This window comes from Geomonas sp. (genome assembly GCF_056994735.1).
In genome coordinates, this window is record NZ_JBXKJL010000134.1 from 1 (window position 1) to 20175 (window position 20175).

Consider the following 20175-nt stretch of genomic DNA (forward strand, 5'->3'; position numbering starts at 1 on the left):
GGGGGAAGGAGATCTCCCCCTCTCTTGCCGGAAGGCTTATGAAAGGAAAGCCCGTTGCGCTTCGCGGTCTCGTGTCAGTGAAGGAAAAGAAGAAGTTCGACGCCAAAGCCCAACTCCACCGCGACCCTCAGTACGGCTGGTCCGTCAGGCTGATCTTCGGCGAATGAGAAATCATCGGCTGAGGAATTCAGAGGATTGTAATCCCGATTTGCAGGTAGTAGACTCCGGCGGGATTTACCTATGTGGGGAGAGAAAGTGAAATTGTCGCCGCAGCTCTATTTATTGGACGGGTCCAATTACATCTACCGTGCCTATTATGGTATCAGGGAGCTTGCCACCTCCGGCGGGGCACCGGTCAATGCTGTTTTCGGTTTCACCCGGATGCTCTTGAGACTTCTGCAGGAGAACCGTCCTGATTATCTGGCCGTCGTCTTCGACCCTCCCCGGGATGAAACCTTTCGCCGGGAAATCTATCCGGCGTACAAAGCCCATCGGGACGCGATGCCCGAGGATCTGGTGGTCCAGCTTCCGTACATCCGGAAGGTCTTGCAGGCCCTTAATATCCCTGCCTTGGAAGCTCCCGGTTTTGAGGCCGACGATGTCATTGCTACTTTGGCGCGCACCTGTGCCGCGGAAGGAATAGGGGTGACAGTCGTCACCGGCGACAAGGATTTGCTGCAGATTGTCAACGAAAGGATAGGCCTTCTGGACACTATGAAGGACAAGCATTCGGGACCGAAAGAGGTCCTCGATCGCTTCGGTGTCCCTCCGGAGCTGGTGGCGGATGTTTTGGGGCTGGCTGGCGACACCGCGGACAATATCCCGGGAGTCCCGGGGATAGGCGAGAAGACAGCGGCCAAGCTGGTACAGCAATTCGGTTCCCTGGAAGGGGTCCTACAGTGGAAAAGTCTCGTTAACGGGAAGACGCGCCGGGAAAGTTTACACCTCCATGCCGACCAGGCGCGGCTTTCGAAAAGGCTGGCCACCGTCCGCTATGACGTTCCCCTGAACGTTTCCCTTGCCAATCTGCAGAGCCAGTCGCCAAACCTCCAGGATCTGATTCCTCTGCTGCGTGAGCTGGGGTTTGCGGCTCTGGAGGTCACCTTCACCCCGCCGCCGCCAGGTGTGGTGGAGATCTACAGTGATGGTTCGGGGAGAGACTCGGGGCCGGGGGGGTATGGAGTGATTCTGCGCTATGGCGAGCACGAAAAGGAACTGAGCGGTTTTGAGCCCGCTTCCACTTCGCAGCGGATGGAACTCATCGCGGCGATCAGGGGGCTGGAAGCGTTGAATACCTCGAAGAGGGTGCACGTCTTCAGCGATTCGCAGTATCTGGTCCGGGGGATGAGCGAATGGCTTCAGGGGTGGATCCGCACCGGTCGCCTGGAGACTCCCGACGCTCTCAAGAATCAGGATCTGTGGCAGCAGCTTGCGTTACTGTCCGGCAAGCATGAGATTACCTGGGAATGGGTGCCGGGGCATGCGGGGCATCCCTTCAATGAGCGATGCGACAAACTGGCAAAGCGGGCGGCAGAGGAGGGTGTACGGTCGGTCATAACGGCAAATCAGTCCGAGGAAATTCAAAAAGAAGAAAAGGTCAACCCGTTGTCGGCCGCTCAGGTCCATCTGGTGCCGGTCACTTGCAGTGAGGATAAAGTATTCGATGCCGATGCTGATGGTCAGCTGCGGCTCTGTTAATTGGGACGTCGGGACGTCGGGACGTCGGGACGTCGGGACGTTGGGACGTTGGGACGTTGGGACGTTGGGACGTCGGGACGTCGGGGACGTTGTTAAGATTTTAAAATTCTAATGTCATGCCGCTATAGTCAGCTCAGGTGCGTCAATACGAAGAGTAGTTGATTCTTAATCATCCTCCTTGGCTAATGATTAAGCCGAAAACGTGAGACTCGGAGTTTAAACGACCGGAGAAGTGCCCTCACCCACGCCTGTCTCTATAGCATTAGAATCTTAATATTTTAACAACGTCCCCTGCACGAGACATAGCCAGGCTCTGACAGCGTCATGTAGCGGAGCTGAAATACCCGGTGGTGTCGAGACTCCTTCTGTGTTAGTATCCGGCAAATTCTTCCTCTATTGATATGTTGTAATTAGTTTATAATGCAGCAGCCCTACGTCGGATGGTTCATGAACTGTCATTCCGGTCAATCATGTGGGGCTCGCTTTTGAAGGAGAGACAAGGTGAAGATTCTTCTCCCGGTTGCAGGCAAGGGGACCAGGCTCAGGCCCCACACCCATACCAAGGCAAAATCGCTGGTGCACGTGGCCGGCAAGACGGTGCTGGAACATATCATCAGCCGGCTTTTGCCATTGAACCCTTCCGAGATCCTGTTCATCACCGATGAAAACGGCGGACAGGTCGAAGAATTCATGCACAGCACCTTCCCCGGCCTTACCTGCCGCTACACCGTGCAGAAGGAGCGCAAGGGGCCGGCCCACGCGGTTTTACTGGCGGAGCCGTATATACAGGAGGGCGACGACCTCCTGATAGTCTTCAACGACACCATTTTCGATGCCGACTTGACCCGCATCCCCGGGCTCTGCGCCGACTGCGACGGTCTCATCTACTCGAAGGAGGTCGAGGATTACCAGCGCTTCGGCGTCAACGTGGTCCGCGACGGGCTCATCGTGGACATGGTCGAGAAACCGGACACCCTGGTCTCGAAGCTCGCGCAGGTAGGGCTGTATTACCTCAAGGACGGCCGCTCCTTCATGGCGTATCTGAACCAGACCATCAAGGCCTGCGAGATGGTGAAGGGGGAATACTACCTTCCGGCCGTCTTCATGCGCATGATCCGGGACGGCCGCACCTTCAAGGCCCCCGAGATCGACGCCTGGCTCGACTGCGGAACCCCGGAGACGCTGCTGCAGACCAACAGCTATCTCCTTGCCGGGCGGCATCACAACCACGGAGAGGTGATGAACTCTGTCCTGATCGAGCCGGTGCACATAGAGAAGGGCGCGGTGGTAAGGGATAGCATCCTCGGCCCCAACGTCTCGGTCGCGTCACGGAGTGTTGTTGAATCCAGCATCCTCAAGAACGCCATCATCAACAGCGACAGCACGGTCAACAACATGATCCTGCATGATTCCATCCTGGGAGATTCGGTCCACCTGGTGGGATCGACGCGGAAGATGAATATCGGGGATCACTCGCTGATCGAGATGGAGGGGTAACGCCTCACCACGGAGGGGCACGGAGGTAAACCGAAGCCCTGGTCTGGAGCTGTTGGAGCGGCGCAACCATGCCGCGGTTCGCGCCCGGAAGGGCGCTCCTACGACGATGGGGTGATACCGCAGCGAAGAAATAAGAAAAGGGGCGACCTGTCACAGGCGCCCCTTTTTTATTATTAAAACCAGTTCCAGCTTTCCCGGCTTCAATCCTTGCTGGATGACAGCCGGTAAAGCCTCTGGTACAGCTCCATCGCGGTGACCACCTTCTTCACGTACTCCCTCGTCTCCCGGAAAGGGATGCTCTCCACGAACTCGTCCTGCGGCAGGCCGCCGAAGCCTTTCTGCCACTTCTTCACGTTTCCCGAGCCGGCGTTGTAGGCGGCAATGGCGAGGGTGAGGTTCTTGTCGTAGAGCGACAGCAGGTCCTTGAGGTGTCTTGACCCCAGCCGGATGTTCAATTCGGGGTTGGTGAGGCGCGAGCCGTCTCCCTTGGAGATGGTTTCGGCGGTGGAGGGCATGATCTGCATCAGCCCCACCGCTCCTACCGGCGAGAGGGCTGCGGGGAGGTAGTTACTCTCGGTCCGCATGATGGCGTAGACCAGGCTCTCCGGCAAGGCGTTGGCCTTCGCGTGCCTGGCCACATCGTCCCGGAAGGCCAGGGGATAAGTGGCTCCCCAGACCGCGCTCTCGGTACCGGAGCGCTTCGGCTTCTCCTTGGCGACCGCGTGGAAGGCGCCGTTGTAATTTCCCATCTCCAGGTAGAGCCTGGCAATGCCCAAGGCATTCTTGCCCTTTTTGGCGTTCAGTTCACGGGCTGCCTCGTCATAGAGCCCCAGCGAGATCAGGGCCTTCTCGCGCTCGAAACCCGACGGCATGGGCAGGGCGTCGCTCAGGGTCTTCGGCGCGGCGGGGAAAGTTGAAATATCGCACCACCTGTTGCAGAGCAGGGTGTAGTACCCGAAGGGATATTCGACGGATAGAGCTGCGAACGGTGCCTCGGCCCCTTTGGTGTCACCGGATGCCGTCAGTGATTTCCCGAGCCAGTAGAGCGCCCTTTCCCTCATCTCGTCGCGGTCCGCAAGCTTCCTGAAGTAAGCCGCCGCCCCCTGGTAGTCGCGTGACTGGTAGCTGCTCCAGGCCGCCTCCCACAGCACGGTCGGATTCTTCAGGTCCGGATGCGCCGCCAGATACTTCTTGATTAATTGCAGCCCTTCCGCCGATTTCTTCTGGGAGCGCATGAAGCGTGCCGCTTCCAGCAGGGCGTCCTCCGCCACGGACGGTCGCTTCGCCGATTCCGCCACCCGCAGGTAGAGATCGTAGGCCTCCTCCTGCCTCCCCGCTTTTTCCAGGGTGCGGGCCAGCCAGTAGCCGGCCTCCATGGCGGGCATGCCGCCGCCCCCTTTCTGGACCACGCCCCGCAGCGTGGCCTGGGCGTCCTGATAGCGTCTGGCCTTGAACTGGGCCTGTCCCAGCTTGAGCTGGAAGCGGGAGATGAAATCCTCGGTCTGGCCGGAGATGGCGAGCCCGGCAAGGGCGTCGGCAGCATCGCGGTAGCGCCCGAGGTCATACAGGGCGCTGCCACGCTTGAAGATTTCGGCGGCGGAATACTGTTCCACCGCGGTCCCGGCAGCCGCTATTCTCTGCAGTTCGACCTTCGCCTTTTCGGCAAAGGGGGAGGTGGGGTAGTTCAGCCAGACGCCCCTCAGGGCGGCAGCGGCAGACTTCGGGTCGCCGAGTCTATCCCGGCAGAGCGCCGAGCCGAAAACGGCGGAGATGGAATCGCCCCCGGAGGGATAGCGCTCTATGAAGAGGATGTAGGTGTCCAGGGCCTCCTTCTGGTGTCCGGCCGCGGCCATGGTGTCGGCATAGAGGATCATTGCCGCACGGACCAGGCGGCTGTCAGGGTACTGCTTCAGCAGTCTGTACAGCGGGGCGAGGGCCTGGTCGTGGCGCCCGAGTTTCGAGAGGGCGAGCCCCTGGTTGTACAGGGCGTAGTCGGCCAGAAGGGGGTAGCTTTCCGCCGCCGTGGCCAGTTGCGTGGCCGCCTCCTCCCAGAGTTCCAGCTTGACGGCCGACATCCCCAGCAGGAAGGCGCGGCTCCCCTTTTCACTGCTCTTGAGGGCAGCCTCCCTGGCGCCCCTGAAGTCCTTGACCTTCATGCGCTCGGCGGCTGTAGCGAGGGAATCGTCGATGTTTCGGAGGGTTAGGGCGGAGGCGGGGAGGGTGGCAGCGACGACTATGAAGGCAGCGGCGATGAAACGGCAAAACATGATCACTCCTTTTGGGACGCAAAAGCTAACCCATATTCTTACCGGACGGGGACTGAAATAGCAAGGGGCAATGGGACCGTGAATGGTGAATGGTGAAGGGTGAAGGGTGAAGGGTGAAGGGTGAAGGGTGAAAGGTGAAAGGTGAAAGGTGAAAGGTGAAAGGTGAAAGGGGAAAGGGGAAAGGGGCGTCCGACTGGTCAGAGGGGTCAGAGAGGTCAGAGGAGTCAGAGGAGTCAGAGGAGTCAGAGGAGTCAGACCGGTCCGAGCGACCCGGCAATATCATTGACTTTTCACCGGCCCTTCTGCATTATCCACCTGTGACCAATGCTCTTTATTACACGCGGCTGGCCTGACCTCGGCCTCTACCATCACCTTAAACTTGCTCCTGAAGAGGTTTGATTATCATGAAAAAAACGGCCAAGGCTTCGCGCAAAGTCAACGATCCGGTCCTGCGGCTTCTGAGCAAGGGCGAGCCAGTGCATTTCAGGGAGATGCTGAAGGCCTTCGGCGTGACCAAGTGGGAGAGACCGCGCTTCGAGGACCATCTGGACCTCCTGGTGGAGAGCGGGCAGATCGTGAGGCTGCCGGGAAGACTCTATTCCATCGCGGGGGGCGCCGCAGGGATCCGCGGCAAGCTCTCCATCCACCCCGACGGCTTCGGCTTCGTGGTCCCGGAGGAGGGGGGGGGCGATCTCTTCATTCCCGGGCGCTACCTGAGGGAGTACATGAACGGCGACCTCGTCGAAGCCCAGGTCGTTTCGACCAGGCGCGACGGGAAGAGGGAAGGGAGGGTCACCGCGCTGATCCAGCGAGGGCTCACCACTGTCATCGGCCGCTTCGAGGCCATGGGGAAAGGGGGCAGGGTGATTCCTGACGACCCGCGCGTCTCCCGCGACCTCTTCCTCCCCCCCGGCGCCACGGGCGGAGCCCGCGACGGCCAGGTGGTGATGGCCTCCATCACCTCGTATCCTGAGGGCGCCCGCGGGATGGAGGGGAGGATCACCGAGGTGCTGGGGGATGCCCACGACCCCGAGGTCGAGGTGCTCACGGTCATCAAGAAGTACGAACTCCCCCATATCTTCAGCAAGGAAGTCATGGCCGAGGCCGCCAAGGAGCCGCAGCAGGTCCCCGAGGAGGCGCTCTCGGGCCGCGAGGACCTGCGGGGACGCGTGACGGTCACCATCGACGGCGAGACCGCTCGCGACTTCGACGACGCCGTTTCCGTCGCCCGGGAAGGTGACTCGATCCGCCTGTGGGTCTCGATCGCCGACGTCTCCTACTACGTCCGCGAAGGTTCCGCCCTCGATACCGAGGCCTATCTGCGCGGCACCTCCGTCTATTTCCCGGACCGCGCCATCCCCATGCTCCCCGAGCAGCTCTCAAACGGCATCTGTTCGCTCAACCCCGACGTCGACCGGCTCACCATGACCGCGGAGATGCTCTTCGACAAGAGCGGCGAGATGCTGGAATCTCGCTGCTACCCGAGCGTGATCAGGAGCGCCGCCCGGCTGACCTACACCACGGTCAAGCGGATCCTGGTCGACAAGGATGACGATGCCATCGCCACCCACCCGGGGCTCGTCTCCCACCTGCGCCTCATGGAGGAGCTCTGCCTGAGGCTTAACCGGAGACGCCAGGTGAGGGGGAGCATCGACTTCGACCTCCCTGAACCGCAGATCATCCTCGACCTGCAGGGGGAGACCACCGCCATCGTCCGCGCCGAGCGCAACCTCGCCCACAGGGTGATAGAGGAATTCATGCTGGCCGCCAACGAGGCGGTGGCGACCTTCCTCGAGAAGACGCCGGTCCCCTCGCTCTACCGCGTCCACGAGAACCCCGACCCCCTGAAGCTCAAGGACCTGGCAGAATTCGTCTTCAGCTTCGGCTACCAGTTGAAGGTCGAGGAGGACAAGGTCAGCCCGCTGGCCCTGCAGAAGCTCCTGGCCGAGGTGGAGGGTAAGCCGGAGGAGCGGCTCATCAACGAGGTGCTCCTCAGATGCATGAAGCAGGCGCGCTACAGCGCCGAAAACCTCGGACACTTCGGCCTCGCCGCCCCGTCCTATACCCACTTCACCTCTCCCATCCGCCGCTACCCCGACCTGGTGGTGCACCGCATCCTCAAGCGGGTCCTCTCCGGGCGCATGAAGGGGAGCGACAAGGACCGCCTCGAATCGACCCTCCCCGAAACGGCGATCCACACCAGCCGCCGGGAGAGGACCGCCATGGAGGCGGAGCGGGAGATGGTCGACCTGAAGAAGATGCAGTTCATGAGGGACAAGATCGGCGAGGAGTACGACGGCTTCATCACCGGCGTCGCCCAGTTCGGCCTCTTCGTGGAACTGGTCGACCTCTTCGTGGAGGGGCTGATCCCGGTAACGACCCTGCCGTCCGACTACTACGTACTCATGGAGAAGGCCCACGCCCTGGTCGGCGAAAGAAGCAAGGCCATGTACCGCATGGCCGACCGGGTCAGGGTCAAGGTGGCGGCCGTCAACGAGCTCCGCAGACAGGTGGAATTCGCCCTGGTCGGCACCCTGGAGAAGCGTCCCATCCCCGAGCCTTCCCATGAGGAGCCCTACCAGCACACCCCCATTAAGGGGAAGCGCCCCAAGCCGAGGCGGCGTTGAAAGCAGTTGCGCTGTCTTTGGCCGCTGTGATATAAAATTTGATTGAGTTCACGCCTTATATCATTAGATCAAACGAGGAAAAATGGCTGACGAAAAGGTACTTCCCTTCCTGGAGCATCTGGTTGAGCTGAGGAAGAGGCTGATTGTCTGCGTGATCGCCATCGTCATCGGCATGGGGGTCGCGTGGAACTTCTCCAACGACCTCCTCAACTTCGTGGAAAAGCCGCTCACGGGGAAGACCTACCTCACGGAAATAAAGAAGCAGCTCTACGGCGAGCTGAAGAAGCGCTACCCTGGCGCCTACAAGCGCTACCAGATCGGGGAGGAACAGGCGGTTCCCGAGAAGCCGCGCATGCTGAACTACAGCGCGCCTCTTGAGCCCTTCTTCGTCCAGTGCAAGATCTCCATGCTGGCCGGTCTGATCATCGTCCTCCCCGTGGTCTTCCACCAGTTCTGGCTCTTCGTGGCCCCGGGGCTGACCCGCAAGGAGAGACGACTGGTGGTCCCCTTCGTGTCGGCGGCTTCGCTTAGCTTCTGCGTCGGGGCTCTCTTCTTCCTGGTCGTGATCTGGCCGGTGATCATCAACTTCTCGCTCTCCTACGAGGCGGCGGGGCTCCAGAGCTGGTTCAACATCTCGGCCTACATCAACTTCTGCCTCAGGCTGATCCTGATCTTCGGCCTGATCTTCGAGCTCCCCGTGCTGTCGCTGCTTCTGGCGCGCTTCGGCATCATCAACTACTCCATGCTGGCCACCCGCAGGAAATACGCCCTTTTGGCCAGTTCCATCATCGCCGCCTTCCATGCCGACCTGGTCACCATGTTCGTGATCATGGTCCCGCTCTACCTGATGTACGAGATCAGCATCTGGGTCGCGCTGGTCTTCGGGAAGAAGAGGGCGCCCGCGGTCGCCGCGGCACCTTCCCCCACCCCCTGACACCCTCCCGCAAGGGGATGGGGAGGCTGGATCTGGACTTTTTTGTTTTTTGGTTTCCTCCGTGGTTCTCTGTGAACCTCTGTGGTTACGATTTAAAGGGTTTGCAGTAAATGGTTATCTTCAGAAGCATCACCGAGATAAAGGAAAAACTGCCGCACCCCGTGGTCACCATCGGCAACTTCGACGGCGTCCACCTGGGGCACCGGGAAATCTTCCGCCGGGTCACGGAACTGGCCAAGGCGCGGCGCGGGGTTTCCGTGGTTGTCACCTTCGTCCCGCACCCGCTGCAGGTGGTCTCTCCGGGGACCAAGGTCAAGCTCATCACCACCACCACCGAGAAGGAGGCGCTGATCGCGGCGGCGGGGATCGATTACCTGCTGGAGATCCCCTTCGACTGGAACTTCGCCTCCATTTCCGCCAGGGAGTTCGTGGAAGAGGTGCTGGTGGGGGCCATCGGGGTGGAGAGCCTGGTGATCGGCTACGACTACGCCTTCGGCCGCGGCAGGGAGGGGAACGTCAACCTCTTGCGGGAGATGGGGGAACGCTTCTCCTATAGCGTCGAGGAACTCGAACCGATCTCCAACGGCGCCACCGTCTACAGCAGCACCGCGGTAAGGAACATGGTCAGCGTCGGGGACCTCAAGGGGGCGCTCTCGGTGCTTGGCCGCCACTACTCGGTCACCGGCACGGTCATCCATGGCCACGAGCGCGGCCGGGGGTTGGGCTTCCCCACGGCCAACATCTGCATCCAAAAGGAGCTCCTTCCCGCCGCCGGAGTCTACGCGGTGAAGGTGCGGGTGGGCGAGGCACTCTACAACGGGGCCTGCAACATAGGGACGAACCCTACTTTCAACGATGACAGGCTGTCGCTGGAGGTCTTCCTCTTCGACTTCGATGGCGATCTCTACGGCTGCGAGGTCACGCTCTACTTCATCGAGAGGCTGCGCGGCGAGATGCGCTTCCCCAATCCCGAGGCTCTCAAGGAGGCCATAGCCGCCGACGTGGCGCGCTGCCGGGAGATATTGGAAGGCGGGGATTGGCAGCCGGGGAGCGGCGAGACCTGCCCCCTCACGAAAAACAGCAAGTAACCGAAGCGAGGAGCCTGATTCTGCCGAAACAAAAACCTGATATCAAGCTCGTCATCGGGATCGCCATCAGCGCCTTCTTCCTCTTTCTCCTCTTCAGGAAGATAGACCTCGACAAGTTGGCCGCCGCCTTTCGGGAGATGGACTGCCGCTATCTCCTCCCCGCACTGGTCCTCACCTTTGCCAGTTATTATTTCAGGGCCGTCCGCTGGAAGTTCCTCCTCCTGCCGATCAAGCGGACCAGGCTCTCCAACCTCTTTCCCTCCACCCTGATCGGGTACATGGCCAACAACGTCCTTCCGGCGAGGCTGGGGGAGTTCGTGCGGGCCTACTCGCTCGGGCAGAAGGAGTCTATCGGGACCAGCGCCGTCTTCGCCTCGCTGGTGGTGGACCGGCTCTGCGACGGCTTCACGGTGTTGCTGGTGCTGCTGGCCACCCTCTTCACCATCAAGCTCCCGGCCGGGATGGAGCATGTCCAAAGGGGGATGGTTACCGGGGGCTACCTCACCTTCGCCCTCTACCTGGCGGTGCTGGCCTTCCTGGCCCTGCTCAGGACGCGCACCGGGTGGACCCTGAACGTGGTGGAGCGGGCGCTGTCGCCTCTTTCGGCGCGGCTGGCGGGCAGGGTGACGGCCCTGATGAACTCCTTCATCTCCGGGATCCGCTTCCCCCGTGGAGTGGTCGGGGGCGCGGCCACCGCGGTCACCTCCCTCCTGATCTGGGGTACCGCGATCTGGGCGGTCGATCTGCTGCTGCGTTCCTTCGGGCTCGACCTTCCGCCCGCCGCGTCGATGTTCATCATGGTCTTCCTGGTCTTTGCCGTGATGGTCCCGGCCGCGCCGGGCTACCTCGGGACCTACCACATCGCCTGTGTCACCGCACTCTCCGCTTTCGGGATCGGAAGCGAGAAGGCCCTCAGTATCGCCCTGGTGCTCCACGGGATGGGATTTTTCCCCGTGATCGTCGCGGGGGGCTTCTGCCTTTGGCGGGACAAGCTGAGTTTGAAGAAGTTGACGGAAAAAACCGAATCAGGAGCGCCTGCGTGAACCGTACCGGAACCTTCAGAGGGCTTGATCCCTTTGCCATTCTTTCCTTCGTCCTGCCGCTGTCGATCTACCTGCTGACCCTGGCACCCTCGGTCACCTTTTTCGACAGCGGCGAGTTCCTGACCGCGGTCTCATCGCTGGGGGTCGCCCATTCCCCGGGCTACCCGCTCTTCGTGAACTACGCCAAGCCCTTCACCTTCCTCCCCTTCGGCAGCATCGCCTTCCGGATCAACATCGCCACCGCCGTTTCCGCGGCCCTGGCCTGCTACGGGGTCTACCTGGTCACTTCGCACCTGCTGAAGGACGAGGAATTCCCGGGGGGGGAGAGGGTGGCACAGTTCGCCCGGCGCCTGGTTCCTCTCTGCGCCGCCGTCACCTTCGCCTGCACGGCGAGGCTCTGGCTGCAATCGAACCACGACAAGCCCTATCCCCTTCTGGCCTTCATCTGCGCGGTGGTCTTCTACCTGATGCTCCTCTGGCGCGAGAGCTACCTGGCCGGGGCCGAGCGCCCCTCCTACGTCTACCTCGGCGCCTTCCTCTGCGGCCTGGGCACCGGTGCCCACCAGATCATGGTGCTGATGATCCCGGTCTACGCCGTCGTGCTCATCTCGGCCGACCGCCGGGTGATCTTCCGGGTCAAGGATATCCTGATCGCCTTCGCCTTCGGGATCCTGGGCTTCGGCATCCACCTGCACCTGATCGTCCGCTCCCTGCAGAAGCCGCTCCTCAACTGGGGCGACTCGAGGACCCTGACCCAGTTCCTTTGGAACCTCCTCAGGAAGGGGTACCCGGTGGAGAAGCCGGTGCGCGACCTGAGCCTCCTCTGGGCCCAGATCAACGCCTTCAACATCCCCTCCGAGTTCACCGGAGTCGGGCTGCTGCTGCTGGTGCTGGGCCTCGCCGTCTGCGCCAGGAGGAAGGGGTACCTGGTCGTCTCCTACCTGATCGGCCTCTGCTCCTTCCTGGGGGTCATCGCCGGATACTTCAACACCCCGCTGGAATTGATCTTCCTCACCGAGGAATTCTTCACCCCGCTCTACCTCCTCTCCGCGGTCTTCATGGGGCTGGGGCTCTTCGCGATCGTGAGAGGGGTTGCCAGGAAGCTCCCCGCGTCCAGGCCGGTGCGGGTCGCTCTCTACGCCCTCATCTTCACCTTCCCGCTCGCGGTCTGCTTCCTCCACTACCGGACCAACGACCAGCACGAGAACTACATCGCCTACGACTATGCGGCCAACACCCTGCGCTCGCTGCCGGAGGGGGCGGTGATGTTCACCTGGGGCGACTCGGGCGCCTTCCCGCTCTGGTACCTGCAGGGTGTGGAGCGCATGCGCGAGGACCTGATCCTTCCCCATACGCCGCACCTGGTCTTCGAGTGGTACCTGGACGGCTTCCCGCAGTTCAAGTACAGCCAGCTGCGCAAGCTGCCCCTGGAGCAGTTGAGCCCGGAGAACGCCCTGACCATCGCCGTGCTCGAGCTGTATCCGCGCCGCCCGGTGTACGTCGACTTCTCCACCCGCTACTCGGTCCCCTTCAGCGACTTCGTGCTGCACCAGCGCGGCATCTGCTACCGGCTGGACCGGGCCGGGACCCCGCTCTCGGCGCCCGATGCCGACATCTGGCCCCTCTACACCCTGCGCAACATCTCCGAGGACAGCGGGATGTTCTTCAGGGACCTCGACACCGGCAAGGCCATCCAGATCTATGCCGCCTCCCGGCTGGAGTCGGGGGAGAGCCTTTTGAAGATGGGCTACATCAACCCCGGGATCAACGAGCTGGAGCAGGCCCGCCGCATCTCGCCGGAACTGGGGCCGCAGGTGGGCCAGATGCTTGGCAACTACGGTGTGCGCTGATGGGCGCGATCACGGGAAAGACCACCCTCGCCGGGATCATAGGCTGGCCGATAGCGCACTCGCTCTCGCCGCTCATGCATAACGCCGCCTTCGGCGAGCTCGGATTGGACTGGGTCTTCGTCCCCTTTCCGGTCTCCCCGCAGGCCCTTCCCGAAGCGGTGAAAGGGCTGGCCGCGCTGGGGGTGAGGGGATTCAACGTCACCATCCCCCACAAGGTGGCCATCATGCCGCTTTTGGACGAGCTCTCGGCGGAGGCGGAGGTGATCGGCGCGGTCAACACGGTCTCCATGATGGATGGGAGGCTCACCGGCCACAACACCGACGGGATCGGCCTTCTGGCGGCGCTGGAGGGAAAGCTCGCCTTCCGCCCAGCCGGTCGCTCGGTCCTGGTGGTCGGGGCAGGGGGGGCGGCCCGGAGCGCGGTGGCGGCCCTTTCCGGAGCGGGAGCGGCCAGGGTGGAGATCGCCAACCGCTCCCGGGAGAAGGGGCGGGAGCTGGCGGATCTCCTGGCCAAGCGCCTGCCGGGGACGGAGTTCGGGGCGGTGGAGATCGAGAAGCTTGCCGACCGGGGCTATCTCGGCAGCTTCGACCTGATCGTCAACACCACCTCTGTCGGCATGGCCGGCGACTCGATCCCGGGGCTGAAACTCTCCGGACTCAAGGAGGGACTCGCGGTCTACGACATGGTCTACGCGCCCCCGGTGACGCCGCTTCTGGAGCAGGCCGCCTCCTGCGGGATCCCCTGCGCCAACGGCCTGGCCATGCTGGTCGCCCAGGGGGAGGCGGCCTTCACCATCTGGACCGGGGTGAAGCCGCCGCAAGGGTGCATGGAGCGGGCACTGGGCTCCCACCTACGTATCCCTTGACAATGCCGTGATTACAAAATACCATTCAGAAGTTATTCGGAACCATTGAGGTTTATATGCATGTAAGCAGACTGGGTGAATTGCTGGTCGGGCACAACCTGATCACCAAGGAGCAGCTAAAGCAGGCGCTGGCCGAGCAGAAGACTTCCGGTGGCAACATGCGTCTGGGCTCGATCCTGGTGAGGGACTCCCTGATCAGCGAGGCCGAACTCACCTCGTTTCTCTCCAAGCAGTATGGCGTCCCGACCATCAACCTCTCCGACTACGACGTGGACCCCGCGGTGGTCAAGATCATCCCCGCCGAGATCGCCCACAAGTACCAGATCGTACCGGTGAACCGGGCCGGCTCCACGCTGATCATCGCCATGAGCGATCCGTCGAACATCTTCGCCATCGACGACATCAAGTTCATGACCGGCTACAACGTGGAAGTGGTGGTGGTGGCCGAGAGCGCCATCAAGGGCGCCATAGACAAGTTCTACGACCAGAGCGCATCGCTTGCCGACGTGATGAACGACCTGGAGCTCGAGGACCTGGAGGTCCTGGGCGACGAGGAAGAGGTCGACGTGGGCTCCCTGGAGCGGGCCACCGAGGACGCCCCGGTCGTCAAGCTGGTCAACCTGATCCTCACCGACGCCATCAAGAAGAAGGCCTCCGACATCCACGTCGAGCCCTACGAGCGGAGCTTCAGGGTCCGCTACCGCATCGACGGCATCCTTTACGAAGTGATGAAGCCGCCGATGAAGCTCAAGAACGCCATCACCTCCCGCATCAAGATCATGGCCGAGCTCGACATCGCCGAGCGGCGCCTCCCCCAGGACGGCCGCATCAAGATCAAGCTCGGCGGCGGCAAGGACATGGACTTCCGCGTCTCGGTCCTCCCCACCCTCTTCGGCGAGAAGATCGTCATGCGTCTTTTGGACAAGTCGAACCTGCAGCTCGACATGACCAAGCTGGGGTACGAGCCCGAGGCCCTGGAGGCCTTCCAGCGGGAAATCCACAAGCCCTTCGGCATGGTCCTGGTCACCGGGCCGACCGGTTCGGGCAAGACCGTTTCGCTCTACTCGGCCCTGTCCGAGCTGAACAAGGTGACCGAGAACATCTCCACCGCCGAGGACCCGGTCGAGTTCAACTTCGCCGGCATCAACCAGGTGCAGATGCACGAGGATATCGGCCTCAACTTCGCCGCGGCGCTCAGGTCCTTCCTCAGGCAGGACCCGGACATCATCATGATCGGCGAGATCCGCGACTTCGAGACAGCCGAGATCGGGGTCAAGGCGGCCCTCACCGGCCACCTGGTCCTCTCTACCCTGCACACCAACGACGCGCCCTCCACCATCAACCGGCTCCTCAACATGGGTATCGAGCCCTTCCTGGTGGCCTCGGCCGTCAACCTGATCACCGCCCAGAGGCTGGCCCGAAGGGTATGCTCGGAGTGCAAGGTGGTCGAGGAGATCCCGGTGCCGGCGCTGATTCAGGCGGGTCTCCCCGCCCACCAGGCGCCGGGGGTGGTATGCTACAGGGGGGCCGGCTGCCCGAAGTGCAACGGCACAGGCTACAAGGGAAGGGTCGGCTTCTACCAGGTCATGCCCATGCTGGAGCCGATCCGGGAGCTGATCCTGAACGGGGCCAACACAGCCGAGATCAAGAGGGAATCGATGCGCCTGGGGATCAAGACCATGCGCCAGTCCGGGCTCACCAAGCTGATGGAAGGCGTCACTTCCTTCGAAGAGGTGCTGCGCGTAACCGTTGCCGACGAGTAAGAGAAGAGGGGTTATGATCAACTTTCACCAACTGCTGAAGGACCTCGTGGAGCGTGGCGGCTCCGACCTGCACATCACCACCAACACCTCCCCCCAGATCCGAATCGACGGCCGGCTGACCCCCATGGACATCCCGCCGCTCACCCCGGTGGAAACCAAGCAGCTCTGCTACAGCATCCTGACCGACGCCCAGAAGCACCGCTTCGAGGAGGAGAGCGAGCTGGACCTCTCCTTCGGGGTCAAGGGGCTTTCCCGCTTCAGGGGTAACATCTTCATCCAGAGGGGGGCTGTGGCCGGCGTCTTCAGGGTCATCCCCTACAAGATCCTCACCTTCGAGGAGCTGGGGCTCCCCCCGGTGGTGAGGACGCTCTGCGACAAGCCGCGCGGCCTGGTCCTGGTCACCGGGCCTACCGGCAGCGGCAAGTCGACCACGCTCGCCTCCATGATCGACCGCATCAACATGGAGCGCCGTGACCACATCGTCACGGTGGAGGACCCGATCGAGTACCTTCACCCGCACAAGGGTTGCATCGTCAACCAGCGCGAGGTCGGGGCCGACACCAAGAGCTTCAAGCACGCCCTCAAGTACGTGTTGCGCCAGGACCCGGACGTGGTGCTGATCGGCGAGCTCCGCGACTTGGAGACCATCGAGGCGGCGCTGACCCTGGCCGAGACCGGGCACCTCTGCTTCGCCACCCTGCACACCAACTCCTGCGCCCAGACCATCAACAGGATCATCGACGTCTTCCCTCCCTACCAGCAGACCCAGGTGAGGACCCAGCTCTCCTTCGTCCTCGAGGGGGTCATGTCCCAGACGCTGATCCCCAAGGTCAACGGGTCGGGGAGGGCGCTGGCCCTGGAGGTCATGGTCCCCAACCCCGCCATCAGGAACCTGATCCGCGAGGACAAGGTGCACCAGATCTACTCGCAGATGCAGGTGGGCCAGGAAAAATTCGGGATGCAGACCATGAACCAGTGCCTGATCCAGCTCCTCATGAAGAACATCATCAGCGTGGACGACGCGCTCGGTCGTTCCCCGGAACCGGACGAGCTCAAGCAGATGCTGTCGCCGGGCGGAGCAACGCTGCCCAGGCGACCGATGAGATAGCAAAGCCACTTCCGCAGGGAAAAGGGAAAGGAGTCGAAGATGCCCAAGTTCAATTGGGAAGCAAGGAGCAAGGCGGGGAGCACCCAGAAAGGTGTCATGGAGGCCGCCAACGTCGCCCAGGTGGAGACGCAGCTCAAGAAATACGGTTTCACCGGGATCACGATCAAGGAGCAGGGGAAGGGTCTCAGCATGGAGATCAAGCTCCCCGGCGCCGGCCGGGCCAAGAAGATCGATACCAAGGACCTGGTGGTCTTCACCCGGCAGTTCGCCACCATGATCGACTCGGGCCTTCCGCTGGTGCAGTGCCTCGACATCCTCTCCTCGCAGCAGGAAAACAAGTCCTTCAAGGAGATCCTGGTCAAGGTCAAGGAGAACGTGGAGAGCGGCTCCACCTTCGCCGACGCGCTCGGCAAGCATCCCAAGGCCTTCGACCAGCTCTACGTCAACCTGGTGGCCGCGGGCGAGGTCGGCGGTATCCTCGACACCATCCTGAACAGGCTGGCGGCCTACATCGAGAAGGCCATGAAGCTCAAGAAGCAGGTGAAGGGCGCCATGGTCTACCCGTTGACCATCATGTCGATCGCCGTGGTGGTCGTCGGCGTCATCCTGGTCTTCGTCATCCCGACCTTCGCCAAGATGTTCGCCGACTTCGGCGGCGAGCTGCCGGCGCCGACACGGGTCGTCATCGCCCTCAGTAACTTCCTGACCAAGTACATCCTGGTCATCATCGGCGCCTTCATCGGGATCAAGATGGCGATCAGCAAGTACTACGCCACCCCCAAGGGGCGCAAGATGATCGACAGCCTAGCCCTCAAGACCCCGGTGGTCGGTCCGCTGGTCAGGAAGATCTCGGTGGCCAAGTTCACCAGGACTCTCGGGACCATGATCAGCTCCGGCGTGCCCATCATGGACGGCCTGGAGATCGTGGCCAAGACCGCGGGCAACAAGGTCGTGGAGGAATCGATCTACAAGGTGCGCCAGTCGATTTCGGAAGGAAAGACCATCGCCGAGCCTCTGGCCGAAAGCGGCGTCTTCCCCCCGATGGTGGTGCAGATGATCTCCGTCGGCGAGGCCACCGGCGCCATGGACACCATGCTGAACAAGATCGCGGACTTCTACGACGACGAAGTCGATGACGCCGTAGGTGCCCTGACCTCCATGATGGAACCGTTGCTCATGGTCTTCCTGGGAACCACGGTCGGGGGGCTGGTCGTGGCCATGTACCTGCCGATCTTCAAGCTGGCCAGCACCGTCGGTTAGATGGATGCTCGATAGCAAAAGGATCGTCTGGTTCATACTGCTGCGGCTGCTGATCGCCACAGGCTTACTCACTTCACTCTTCGCTTTCGATCTCCAAACGCAGGCGGCCGCCGACGGGGCGCTGACGGTGTTGACCCGCCTGGTGGCCGCCACCTACGCCTTCTCGCTGGTCTCCCTGCTGGCCCTGAAGTTCACCACCAGGCAGATACGTGCCGTTGCCTACGCGCAGATCGTGTGGGACGTGATCCTGGTCACCACGGTCATCCTGATCACGGGGGGAGTCACCTCCCCCTACGCCTTTCTCTACTTCATCTCCATCATCTCCGCCAGCGTGCTCCTGGCCCGCTCCGAGGCCTACTACACCGCCTCGCTGTGCCTGATCCTCTACGGCTCGATCCTCGACTTCCAGTTCTACGGGAGGCTCGCGCCGCTGGGGATCGCTCCGGCCCCCCAGTACGGCGCGGGCTACATCTTCTACCACATATTCCTCTACAGCCTCTCCTTCTACCTGACCGCCTACCTGGCGGGAAGCCTGGCGGAAAGGGCCCGTCTCTCGGAGAGTGCGCTCCAGGAGAAGGCGATCGATTATGAGGAGCTGGAGAGGCTCAACAGCTCCATCGTCTCGACCATAGACAGCGGGCTGGTCACCGTCAACTCGGACGGGAGGGTCAGGGTCTTCAACCGCTACGCCCAGGACCTCACCGGCATCTCGCTGCGCGACGCTTACGACCGCCGGGTGGGCGAGATCATCCCCGCCCTGGCCCCGGTCGAGTCCGAGATCTGCTCGGTACGGCAGGGGGAGTTCAGCTACACGGGGAAAAGCGGCGAGGAACTCCTCCTCTCCTACAAATCGGTGCCCCTGACCGACAAGGACGGCCAGACCGTCGGGGGGCTGCTGGATCTCAAGGACCTGACCCAGATCAAACGGATGGAGGGCGAACTCAAGCGGACGGACCGTCTGGCTGCGGTCGGTGAGTTGTCGGCCAGGATGGCCCACGAGATCCGCAACCCGCTGGCGGCCATCAGCGGCTCCGTGCAGCTGGTGGCGCTCAGGGAGTGGGCCGACGGTAAGGACAAGCGGCTTTTTTCCATCATCCTTCGGGAGACCGACCGTCTGGACGCCCTGCTGCGTGACTTCCTCTTCTACGCCAAGCCGACCCAGCCGGCCAAGGTGCCTCTCAGGCTGCGCCGGGTGATCACCGATCTCTGCGCCCTCCTCTCCACCGACCCGCGCCTGCATGGGGTGAGGGTGGAGAACCGGGTGCCGGAGTCGCTGGAGGTGGTCTTCGACAAGGACCAGTGCACCCAGGTCTTCTGGAACCTGATCGTGAACGGCGCCGAAGCCATCGGCTCGGTGGGGACCATCACCGTCGATGCCGAGTTGCTGAGGGGCGAGCGCGGCCAGGTGAGGATCCGGGTGAGCGACAACGGCGCGGGGATGAGCGAGGAACAGGTGAAGCGGGTCTTCGAGCCTTTCTTCACCACCAAGAAGGGCGGGACGGGACTCGGGCTAGCCACGGTCTACCGCATCGTCGAGACCCACGGCGGTCGCATCACCTTCACCAGCCGCCCCGGGGAGGGGACGGCCGTGACCCTGTACCTGCCGTCATGAGTCGAGACATCCCTAGCCCTGCGGGAGAGCAACTGTGTTGAATGTCAAGGGGGACGCAAGCCATGCGGTGCCGGCTCTCCCTTTCGTAGGAGCGCCCTTCCGGGCGCAATTCGGCGGCAGGGATGCCGCTCCCACGGCAAATCCCCCCTGTCCCCCCTTTGACAAGGGGGGGACGCAACGGCCACCTGCTTCCGCACAAGCACCTTCCCCGGTGTCCCTCTTTCCGGAAGGGCACGGTGCGAGGTCCCCCTCGCCCTGCGGGAGAGGGGAAGGGGTGAGGGCCGGTGCCACGAAGGGAGGTCGCCTGCCGGCTGAGCACCCTTCGGCACGCGCCCTGCCCTGTCCCGGATGGAGGGGGAGAGTTACCCCTTCCTTCCGCATCCGTAAACCACCTCGTAGGTCGACGGTATCCCCTCGTCCCTTGCGTAGCTCTTACGGTAGATCTCCATCATATCCAGCATCACCCTTCTCTCGGAAAGTCCCTTGGCGGCAACAGGGGTGGCGGTTCCGGCGCCGATCCGTTTCAGGGAACGGAGAAGCTCAGGAACGTCCGGATGAAATT

12 protein-coding genes and 3 pseudogenes are annotated in these 20175 nt (G+C 62.3%); 13 read left to right on the forward strand and 2 right to left on the reverse strand.

What is annotated here, in order from left to right; genetic code table 11:
* Positions 1 to 240: 240 nt before the first annotated feature.
* The 3 genes and pseudogenes from AC11W3_RS06580 to AC11W3_RS06590 form a co-directional block, all read left to right on the forward strand.
* A pseudogene (locus AC11W3_RS06580) lies at positions 241 to 1035 on the forward strand (5'-3' exonuclease); the annotation flags it as partial.
* Between the two features lie 90 nt (positions 1036 to 1125).
* Positions 1126 to 1536 (forward strand): annotated as a pseudogene (rnhA, locus tag AC11W3_RS06585) (ribonuclease HI); the annotation flags it as partial.
* 663 nt (positions 1537 to 2199) lie between these two features.
* Positions 2200 to 3195 (forward strand): sugar nucleotidyltransferase, encoded by a 996-nt coding sequence (locus AC11W3_RS06590; protein WP_484091577.1) that lies wholly within the window; start codon positions 2200 to 2202, stop codon positions 3193 to 3195.
* A gap of 200 nt (positions 3196 to 3395) precedes the next feature.
* Here the strand turns inward: AC11W3_RS06590 and AC11W3_RS06595 are convergent, their stop codons facing one another.
* Complete coding sequence (locus tag AC11W3_RS06595; RefSeq protein ID WP_484091578.1) at positions 3396 to 5462, reverse strand: lytic transglycosylase domain-containing protein; 2067 nt, start codon at positions 5460 to 5462, stop codon at positions 3396 to 3398.
* Positions 5463 to 5866: 404 nt separating this feature from the next.
* On the opposite strand from AC11W3_RS06595, the gene rnr reads away from it, so the two are divergent.
* The 10 genes from rnr to AC11W3_RS06645 all read left to right on the forward strand — a co-directional run bounded on the left by rnr (position 5867) and on the right by AC11W3_RS06645 (position 19613).
* Positions 5867 to 8089 (forward strand): ribonuclease R, encoded by a 2223-nt coding sequence (gene rnr / locus AC11W3_RS06600; RefSeq protein ID WP_484091579.1) that lies wholly within the window; start codon positions 5867 to 5869, stop codon positions 8087 to 8089.
* Between the two features lie 82 nt (positions 8090 to 8171).
* Complete coding sequence (tatC, locus tag AC11W3_RS06605; RefSeq protein WP_484091580.1) at positions 8172 to 9023, forward strand: twin-arginine translocase subunit TatC; 852 nt, start codon at positions 8172 to 8174, stop codon at positions 9021 to 9023.
* Positions 9024 to 9133: 110 nt separating this feature from the next.
* Positions 9134 to 10111 (forward strand): bifunctional riboflavin kinase/FAD synthetase, encoded by a 978-nt coding sequence (locus AC11W3_RS06610; protein ID WP_484091581.1) that lies wholly within the window; start codon positions 9134 to 9136, stop codon positions 10109 to 10111.
* Positions 10060 to 11154 carry a lysylphosphatidylglycerol synthase transmembrane domain-containing protein gene (locus AC11W3_RS06615; protein WP_484091582.1) on the forward strand — a complete coding sequence of 365 codons (1095 nt, stop codon included), beginning with the start codon at positions 10060 to 10062 and terminating at the stop codon, positions 11152 to 11154. Before AC11W3_RS06610 ends, AC11W3_RS06615 begins: the two co-directional genes overlap by 52 nt.
* The gene (locus AC11W3_RS06620) at positions 11151 to 13004 is read left to right on the forward strand and encodes a glycosyltransferase family 117 protein (RefSeq protein ID WP_484091583.1); all 1854 of its coding nucleotides are present in this window, start codon (positions 11151 to 11153) and stop codon (positions 13002 to 13004) included. The genes AC11W3_RS06615 and AC11W3_RS06620 overlap by 4 nt, the downstream gene beginning before the upstream one ends.
* Positions 13004 to 13870, forward strand: coding sequence for a shikimate dehydrogenase (gene aroE, locus AC11W3_RS06625; protein ID WP_484091584.1), 867 nt, complete (start codon positions 13004 to 13006; stop codon positions 13868 to 13870). Before AC11W3_RS06620 ends, aroE begins: the two co-directional genes overlap by 1 nt.
* Before the next feature lie 56 nt (positions 13871 to 13926).
* Positions 13927 to 15633 (forward strand): type IV-A pilus assembly ATPase PilB, encoded by a 1707-nt coding sequence (gene pilB / locus AC11W3_RS06630; protein ID WP_484091585.1) that lies wholly within the window; start codon positions 13927 to 13929, stop codon positions 15631 to 15633.
* A 13-nt stretch (positions 15634 to 15646) separates the two neighbouring features.
* The gene (locus tag AC11W3_RS06635; RefSeq protein WP_484091586.1) at positions 15647 to 16741 is read left to right on the forward strand and encodes a type IV pilus twitching motility protein PilT; all 1095 of its coding nucleotides are present in this window, start codon (positions 15647 to 15649) and stop codon (positions 16739 to 16741) included.
* Positions 16742 to 16780: 39 nt separating this feature from the next.
* Entirely contained in the window at positions 16781 to 18001 is a 1221-nt protein-coding gene (locus tag AC11W3_RS06640; RefSeq protein ID WP_484091587.1) for a type II secretion system F family protein, read from the forward strand.
* Positions 18002 to 18005: 4 nt separating this feature from the next.
* Entirely contained in the window at positions 18006 to 19613 is a 1608-nt protein-coding gene (locus AC11W3_RS06645) for a two-component system sensor histidine kinase NtrB (protein ID WP_484091588.1), read from the forward strand.
* A 362-nt stretch (positions 19614 to 19975) separates the two neighbouring features.
* Here AC11W3_RS06645 and AC11W3_RS06650 read toward each other — a convergent pair.
* Positions 19976 to 20175: pseudogene (locus tag AC11W3_RS06650) on the reverse strand (malonyl-[acyl-carrier protein] O-methyltransferase BioC); the annotation flags it as partial.

Bases quoted from the DNA above. Each gene is read 5' to 3' on its own strand.
- AC11W3_RS06595 (WP_484091578.1), bottom strand. From the start codon at position 5,462: ATGTTTTGCCGTTTCATCGCCGCTGCCTTCATAGTCGTCGCTGCCACC.
- tatC (WP_484091580.1), top strand. From the start codon at position 8,172: ATGGCTGACGAAAAGGTACTTCCCTTCCTGGAGCATCTGGTTGAGCTG.
- pilB (WP_484091585.1), top strand. From the start codon at position 13,927: ATGCATGTAAGCAGACTGGGTGAATTGCTGGTCGGGCACAACCTGATC.
- aroE (WP_484091584.1), top strand. From the start codon at position 13,004: ATGGGCGCGATCACGGGAAAGACCACCCTCGCCGGGATCATAGGCTGG.
- AC11W3_RS06640 (WP_484091587.1), top strand. From the start codon at position 16,781: ATGCCCAAGTTCAATTGGGAAGCAAGGAGCAAGGCGGGGAGCACCCAG.
- AC11W3_RS06610 (WP_484091581.1), top strand. From the start codon at position 9,134: ATGGTTATCTTCAGAAGCATCACCGAGATAAAGGAAAAACTGCCGCAC.
- AC11W3_RS06635 (WP_484091586.1), top strand. From the start codon at position 15,647: ATGATCAACTTTCACCAACTGCTGAAGGACCTCGTGGAGCGTGGCGGC.
- AC11W3_RS06645 (WP_484091588.1), top strand. From the start codon at position 18,006: ATGCTCGATAGCAAAAGGATCGTCTGGTTCATACTGCTGCGGCTGCTG.
- rnr (WP_484091579.1), top strand. From the start codon at position 5,867: ATGAAAAAAACGGCCAAGGCTTCGCGCAAAGTCAACGATCCGGTCCTG.